The organism is Eubacterium ramulus (assembly GCF_003122485.1).
Taxonomy (GTDB): Bacteria; Bacillota; Clostridia; order Lachnospirales; family Lachnospiraceae; genus Eubacterium_I; species Eubacterium_I ramulus_A.
The window spans coordinates 1-6,937 of record NZ_JRFU01000077.1 but is presented as its reverse complement, the minus strand read 5'-3'; the positions used below and the strand labels follow the sequence as shown (position 1 = coordinate 6,937).

The window sequence follows — 6,937 nt, the reverse complement described above, 5'->3', positions numbered from 1 at the left end:
CCTTTCCGTTGCGGATCAACCACCAGCCGTTTTCATTCTTTGCTACTGTATTAGCATTAAAGTCTACTTTTCCGCTGCGGATCAGCCACCAGCCATTTTCGTTCTTTGCTACGGTATTGGCATTAAAGTCTACTTTTCCGTCTTTGTTGATGTACCACCAGCCATTGTGGTTTTTAGCAACAGTCACTTTCTTCTGTACCACACCATTTACCAGATTGTACCAGGTTCCATTTACTTTAGCCACATCTGTAACGTACTGACGTGTTCCATTCAGATAATATACATCTTCTCCATCAACCGTATAAATGCCTGTTCCATACGCCGTCAATGACGCAAATTCTTCTTCGGCCTTCTGAAGTGCCTCGTAATTGCTTACCTGTGCTTTCTGCGCATCTGTCAATGCATCATATGCTGCTCGTGCTTCTGCAATCGCACCTTTGCTCTCTAAAGTAATGTCAGTTCCGATTGCATCAATCTTGCTCTCGACGTCTTTTACTTTTGCTACATCTTCTTTCAGTTCTGCAAGTTTTTCTTCTGCTTTCTGAAGTGCTTCGTAATTACTTACCTGTGCTTTCTGCGCATCTGTCAATGCATCATATGCTGCCCGTGCTTCTGTAATTGCGTCTTCACTGGCTAAGGTAATATCTCCAAGTGCGTCAATCTGGCTCTCTACAGCTTTTACCTTTGCTGCATCTTCCTTCAGTTCCGCAAGTTTTTCTTCGGCTTTCTGAAGTGTCTCGTAATTGTTTACCTGCATCTTCTGTAAATCAGTCAACGCATTATACGCTGCTCGTGCTTCTGCAATCGCATCTTCGCTGGCTAAGGTAATATCTCCAAGTGCATCAATCTGTTTTTCGGTTGCGTCAACGTCAGTGTCTGTCGGACCTGCATAATATGCTTCCACATTGTCCAGATTCATCCACATGCTTCCGCTCATCTTTCCATATACACCAATGGTCATGGTTCCATCTGTTACTTTCACCGGAATACCAACTTTGACCCAGTCGTTTTCGGAAATCGGCATATCCTGTTTTGCGATAACATTACCCGCGCTGTCCTTGGCATAGAGATAGCTCTCATCTCCGTCAGCGTAATCACCTTTTATCATGGCAGTCACATAATAGGTTCCATTCTCCAATCCTGTTAAAGTCTGGTAAATATGTCCAAGGAATGCACTGCTGCTCCAGAAGCTGATACGTGTTTTTCCCGCATAAGGTGTTTTATTTTCCAGAAAAGCTCCTGTACCTTCAAGAGACCAGTTTGGAATTGATCTTTTATTTGACCATGCTGTTTCAAAATCTCCATTTGGAACCGTAATCTTCTCTTTTGACATCAGTACCGGCATGGTTGTCTCTTTATTCTCAGTAATTACAATATTGGATTTAACAGCGGTCAGACTACCGGAAGTAACAATTGCCTGATAAGTTCCCGGAACTACTCCGTTTAACGCAAGTTTTCCATTTTCATCTGTCTGTGCTGTATAAGTCAAAGTATCTGCTCGGTTGTCTGTTTTTCTCAGTAATACAGATGCATTGCTTACCGGTGTTCCATCTGTCAGGAAAACAAAGCCGCTCAGGTCACCGGACATACTCTTCATTTCCTGATTGGAAACGGAAGTTTCCTCCCCTTTTGTTACCTGTATTTCAACATCTGAAATTGTCTCATAAGTACCTTTTTCAAAACTCAGAGTATATGTACCCGCCGGAATCCTACGGAATTGATACTGTCCACTCGCATCGGTCTCAGTCTGTGCCACAACGGTATCGCCCTGTTTTAAGCTTACCGTTACACCTGCCAGTGCAGCATTACCGCTTGTAACGGTTCCTGCAATATTTCCGGACAGATTTTTTACGGAAAAATCAATGCCGCTGACACTTTGACCAGATACAACTTCTACGCTGCTGTTTGGTCCCTCAATCTCGGCTCCATCTAATTCAGCACTGATGGTATACTTACCCGGTTTTAAGGAATCAAAGCTATAGTCTGTTTTTTCTCCATCCAGCAGAATTGTTTTTGTATAAACATCCCCTGTCTCACTCTGTGCACGTAAAATCAGATTTTCACCGGTCAGATCAGAAGAAATTGTTCCGGAAACTTTTCCCATTTCCACTGCATCGGTAGATTTCACAAAGGTAACATCATCAATATTGCACCATGCATTTGCTTCTCCGTCTGCCTTGAAACCAACCGTTACTTTTCCGCCGGAAACAGTTACATTTTTCATTGTAACGTCTGTCCATTCTGACTGATTCTGTGGAATATCGATGTTCATGGATACATCACCGGATTCTGCATACATCTGCAGTTTCTGGAAGTTTCCACCATTTTTAATTTTGGCACTCATATCATAAGTTCCATCCGGCAGGGCAACATACTGATTACTCTGGATCGTCTGTGATACGCCACAGGAGAAATCTGTGCTGTCGCCCAGGCGCAGTGCATATTTTCCGGTTGTTGTGGTTCCATTGTTATTAATCGGGCTTTTTCCTTTTGTCACCTGATTCGTCCAGCCTGCCAACGCTGTACTGCCCACACGATCTGCATCAAAGCTGCCATTTTTTACATAGTTATTTTTATCTGCAACCGTCCATGTTCCAGTCTCTGCGTCCAGATTCCATGCACTCAGAGAATTGTAATATGGAGTTCCGTCTTCTGTAAAAGATAACGGGCACCACTGGTTATAACCAAGTCCGTTTCTGGCAAAATCTGCCCAACGGTCTCCACAGAATAATACGGTCTCCTGCTCGGTTCCTTTTACGGTGTAGAAAAATCCAGTCTGGGTTACATGGCAGAAGTCATCGCTGCAGCCCGGCATTATCTTCATATTTGTCTCTGGATTCTTTGCTTTTGCAGCCAGATAGGACTCATCTAAGCTATCAAGTACCATATAATATGCATGAGAAGCATTCCATCCATACAAATCTGATGCGCAGATATAATATTTGCCATTGTACTTGAACATGCAGTTTCCTTCACGCCCTGCTCCTTTGTATACCATATAAGAAGGTCCAAGTCCTACTTTACCATCTGCCTGTGTCTGAATCTCAGAGATAAAGATTTTGCCTCGTCCGGAACCATAGGAATATACCAGATAATCTTTTCCGGTATCTTCATCGGTAAATACGGTCTGATCACCGGTATTTGTTGTTCCGCCAGTATAGTCTCTCATATCAATACGCTGATTCCATTTAAACTGTCCAGTCGGACTGTCAGAAGTAAGTACCAGTACCTGTTTGCTGTAATTATCTGTCTGATTTTTATCCAGCTTATTATCCGGATCTGCACATTCATGCTGTACAAACAGTGCATACTTACCGGTATCTTCCATATATGCAACACCAAGACGTCCTACCCATTCCACATCCTGATTATCCATTTCTTCACGTTTTGTAATTTCTTCCGGAACTACCACGTCGCCCTCGTACTTCCAGTTCGTTAAATCCGTGGAGCTGTAACAGGTTACGCCTGCAAAATGGTTGTTCTTCTGTGCTTTACTGGAATCGTTATAGTATATCTCACTTTCGTCATACTTTACACCATACCAGTAATATTTCGTCACTCCATCAACTGTAAATTTAAAAATTCCACCACCCTGAGAATAAATTGGATTTCCGTCCGTATCGTGCCAGAATATATCATTTTCAATCTGGTTAGATACAGCTGTGGTATCTGCTGCTTTTGCAGAAACACCTGTAATTGGTGACATTGCCATTGCCGCTGCCAGCAGGCAGGCAAATGCTTTCATTGGAATCCCTTTTCTCTTCATTTTTCATATCCTCCTCTTTTTTCTTATAAGTTTTACTATCCTTCTTGCCCTTTAACTTCTTGCGCTCATTATAAACCACAATTTCTTTGTTTTCATTGTGTTTATTTGCTAATGTGTTTTAAAAAATTGCTCTTAGTATCTACATTTTGGTAGATGCCCGTAATACCAGATCAAACCCCGGGGAAATCTTCTCACCCGCATTCCCGGATTCCAGCCATCCGATCAGTTTTTCACATGCAAGCCGTCCAAGCTCCTGCTCATCAAAGGAAATCGCAGTAACCGGCGGTATGTAATTTTGCAGAAAAAAACTATCATAAAAAGACACTACTTTTATGTCTTTTGGAATCGACAAATGCATGCGGTTTAATTTCATCAGTACATGGCTGCAAATTTTATCATCCATGCACACAATACATTCCACACATTTTTCTGCAAGTTCTTCCACTGCGGCAAAGACATCTGCTTTCGTCGCGCAATTTAAATACACCAGATCCTGTGGTATTTTCTTGTAATAAATCTCATGTGCTCTCTCAAATCCGCGCAAACGTTTCTGTGTAACCGTATGCTGTTCGTTTCCACCAATCAATGCCATTCGGTTGATGCGCCGTCCCAACAGATAATCTGTCATCTGCGTACAGGCTTCCACCGTATCATCATCCACATACAGTGCTTCGTGTCCTTTCACTTCCCCGATAACCGCCAGCGGTACATGCTCACTTTCCAGATATTGGATCACCGGATCATTGGTCAGCGCCCGGGTTACGATCATTCCATCCACTTTATTTTCCTGAACCACCCGTTTGACTCTGGACAGATCGTTCGCCTCCAGCATGATCACAAGTACCTCATACAATTTGCTGGCAGCTGTTTCACAGATTCCCATCAGACACTGTTGGAAAAATGGTATTTCATTCAGTTCCTGATCTGCCGGAAGCAGAACTCCAAGGTTGGATGTCTTAAATGTCTCATCTGAAACATCTGTTTCTTTTTTCTGATATCCGATTCGTTTACAATAGGCAAGGATTTTCTTTTGCATCTCTTTCCCCACCCGGCCTTTTCCGGATAAAGCTCTCGATACGGTTGTCTTGGAACATCCTAAATCTTGCGCAATTTGCTCAATCGTTATTTTTGTATCCCCACTTGCTTTACTCATCTCCCATTTTTTCTGTTAATTTTGTATATATCTATATTACTTTGATATCATTTTATCGTCAATTTGCTTATTTCATAAAATCATTCCTCTGTTTTCTGTAAATTACACATATTTTCTGTTAGTTTGCGCAATTTTGCGCAACAGTTGTAAGACATTCATTCCATGGAAGCTGTTATCACACATTCTTGCAACTGTATGACTTACATGGTTGTACTGATTACAATTACAGAAAAAGAACTGCTTCTATGTATCATCGTCACATAAAAGCAGTTCTTTCTAAATTACTTAATCGCTTATTCTATTTTTCTTTCTTGTTCTTCGTACCAAACATGCCCCTTGCGCTTCACTCGTTTAGTCTTCATCCTGAGACCAGGCAAGTGCACAACGCACCGCACGATGCCATCCTTTTAACAGTTTTACACGCTCTGCTTCTTCCATGGTCGGCTCGAATGTCCGTCCCAGATTCCAGTTTTTGCGAATTTCTTCTTTACTGCTCCAATAGCCTACAGCCAGTCCTGCCAGATAAGCCGCGCCAAGTGCTGTTGTCTCAATACATTTCGGACGCTCTGCACGAATGCCTGTAATATCTGCCTGGAATTTCATCAGCATATTATTGGCACTGGCTCCGCCATCCACTTTGAGATGTGTCATTTTGACTCCGGCATCTTCTTCCATCGCTGCAATGACATCATAAGCCTGATAAGCAATGGACTCCAAGGTTGCACGGATAAAATGTTCTTTTTTGCATCCTCTGGTCACGCCTACGATCGTGCCTCTCGCATAAGAATCCCAGTACGGCGCACCCATTCCGGTAAAAGCAGGAACCACATAAACGCCTTTGCAGTCCGGTACTTCGTCTGCGTATTCCTCTGACTGGCGTGCAGTTTTGATCATACGCATTTCATCCCGCAGCCACTGGATCGCTGCGCCTGCCACAAATACGCTTCCTTCCAGCGCGTATTCCACTTCATCGCTGACACTGGCAGCCAACGTGGTCAGCAGACCATTTTTTGATGCGATCGGCTCTTTTCCGGTATTCATCAACAGGAAACATCCGGTTCCGTATGTAATTTTTCCTTCACCTTTTTCAAAACAGCTCTGTCCAAACAATGCTGCCTGCTGATCTCCCGCTGCTCCGCACACCGGAATCTCTCCGCCGGTCACTGCAGGATCGGTATGTCCATAAATATAACTGGATGGTTTTACCTCCGGAAGCATACTTCCCGGAATGTTAAATTTTGCCAGAATCTCCTTATCCCAGCAGCATTTATGAATATCATACAGCATCGTTCTGGATGCATTGGAATAATCCGTCACATGCACTGTGCCTCCGGTCAGATTCCAGATCAGCCAGGTATCCACGGTTCCAAATAACAGATCACCGGCTTCTGCCTGCACTCTGGCGCCTTCTACATTGTCCAGAATCCATGCGATCTTGCTTGCAGAAAAATAAGGATCTGCGATCAGTCCGGTTCTTTCCCGGATCAGTTCGTCAAATTTTTCCTCTTTCAAACGTTCGATCTGATCCGCAGTTCTGCGGCACTGCCACACAATCGCATTGTATACAGGGACACCGGTGTGTCGGTTCCATACGATGGTTGTCTCACGCTGATTCGTGATACCGATGCCTTCGATATCTTCCGGAGTTGTACCCGTAACCGCGATCGCTTCCGCCAATACAGATAACTGTGTGGACCAGATTTCCCGTGGATTCTGCTCCACCCAGCCCGGCTGCGGATAAATCTGTGTCAGTTCCTTCTGTGCCATACCACAGATATTTCCTTCATGATCAAATAAAATACAGCGGGAGCTTGTGGTTCCCTGATCCAATGACATAATATATTTTTTCCCCATGATTTTTTCTCCTCATAGTTCTCTTATTTATACATATTTTTCATATTCAAGAATGCTCCGGCATTCTTGTTGCGAGGTGCGCGTCATGCACTTGCATGACATACTTCAACTGCGCACCTCTGTAATCCTGCCGGAGGCTATATCAGATGGGGGATTGGCTCCCA

3 protein-coding genes are annotated in these 6,937 nt (G+C 43.5%); all 3 read right to left on the bottom strand.

What is annotated here, in order from left to right; genetic code table 11:
- Positions 1 to 3,766, bottom strand: a 3,766-nt coding sequence (locus tag LG34_RS06905; protein WP_109215447.1) for a carboxypeptidase regulatory-like domain-containing protein, incomplete at its 3' end; no start/stop codon positions are given.
- Positions 3,767 to 3,905: 139 nt separating this feature from the next.
- Positions 3,906 to 4,919, bottom strand: coding sequence for a LacI family DNA-binding transcriptional regulator (locus LG34_RS06900; protein ID WP_109215446.1), 1,014 nt, complete (start codon positions 4,917 to 4,919; stop codon positions 3,906 to 3,908).
- Positions 4,920 to 5,270: 351 nt separating this feature from the next.
- Positions 5,271 to 6,773, bottom strand: a complete 1,503-nt coding sequence (gene glpK / locus LG34_RS06895) for a glycerol kinase GlpK (RefSeq protein WP_109215445.1) — start codon at positions 6,771 to 6,773, stop codon at positions 5,271 to 5,273.
- Positions 6,774 to 6,937: the final 164 nt, after the last annotated feature.

Excerpts from the sequence above, each read along its gene's own strand:
- LG34_RS06900 (WP_109215446.1), bottom strand. The coding sequence starts at position 4,919 with ATGAGTAAAGCAAGTGGGGATACAAAAATAACGATTGAGCAAATTGCG.
- glpK (WP_109215445.1), bottom strand. The coding sequence starts at position 6,773 with ATGGGGAAAAAATATATTATGTCATTGGATCAGGGAACCACAAGCTCC.